Annotated in this window: 1 protein-coding gene; it reads left to right on the top strand. The window is 76.0% G+C overall.

Features of this window, described 5'->3' with window-relative positions; genetic code table 11:
* Positions 1 to 408 precede the first annotated feature (408 nt).
* Positions 409 to 1,131 (top strand): hypothetical protein (locus AB0J52_RS41710; RefSeq protein ID WP_500188821.1); only part of this gene is annotated, 723 nt, incomplete at its 3' end.

Genomic DNA, 1,131 nt, shown 5'->3' with positions numbered 1-1,131 from the left:
CGTGCCGAGCTGGGCCGACACCCACACCTCGGCGGGCAGGGCGGCGGGCAGCGCGGGCAGCTCGCCGGCCGCCCGCACGAACACCTGGTACACCTCGCGCAGGCCGGGCAGCATCAGGCCGGGTTCCTGGACGGGTCGCGTCGCGCTCACGGGCCCCAGCGTACGGCCCCTTCGCTACCAGCCGGTAACCAAGCGGCCGCGGGACCTTACCGAAGGGATAGCTCTTACTTACCCGAGGGCTCGGCGCGCCGCGTTGTGCCGTCCAAACCGCCGACGACGGCATCACACGAGGACGGAGGCGCCACCAACCCCTGACGTCACAGAGCTCCTCCACCGAACGGCGACACTCACTCCAGCGTGGAGCGACTGTGGGCGACCGCCCCACGCGCTCGGAGGAACGAAGGCGAGATGGGCGTGAATCCGGAGGAAGACCTGGTCTACCGACTGCTGCTCGCCGTGGACATCCAGGGCTACAGCAGGCTGACCGCGCGATGGCAGCTGGCCGCGCAGCACGACCTGGCGGCCGTGCTCGACCGGGCGGCGGCCGCCGCCGGGCTGCGCCGGGCCGACTGGTCCGAGCAGGTCGGCGGGGACGGCGAGCTGGCCCTGCTGCCCGCCGGGACCGCCCCGGCCGTGGTGGCGGGCGACTTCGTGCTCGGCTTCGAGGCCGCGCTGCGCGAGGTGAACGCCGTCCGCGACACGCCCGCGCGTCCCGACGCGGGGCGCGGCGGCCGGCTGCGGGTCCGGCTCGCGCTGCACCACGGCACGCTGACCCCCGGCCCGTTCGGCCCGGCCGGGGACGCGCCGGTCGTGGTGCAGCGGCTGCTCGACTCGACGCCGCTGCGCCGCCTGCTGGACGACCCGCGCCGCGACCTGGCCGTCGTGGTGTCGGAGGCGATGTTCGCCGACGTGGTGCGGTCGGGCTTCTGCTCGCTGCCCGAGTCGGCGTTCCAGCCCGTCCGGATCACCGCCAAGGGCGCGGTGTTCCGGGGCCGCCTGCTCACCCGCCCCCCAGAGGCGGGCCGGTCCCGGCAGGTCCGGGGGCGTCCCGCGCGCGCGTCCGGGGGAGACCCGCCCGTCCGGCTGCCCGGCCTGACGCTGCTCACCGGGGTCGGCGGACGCGGCGACGAC

It is taken from the genome of Spirillospora sp. NPDC049652, assembly GCF_040675125.1.
Taxonomy (GTDB): domain Bacteria; phylum Actinomycetota; class Actinomycetes; order Streptosporangiales; family Streptosporangiaceae; genus Spirillospora.
Note: the sequence above shows the minus strand (reverse complement) of the source record. Positions and strands in the feature narration are given on the sequence as shown.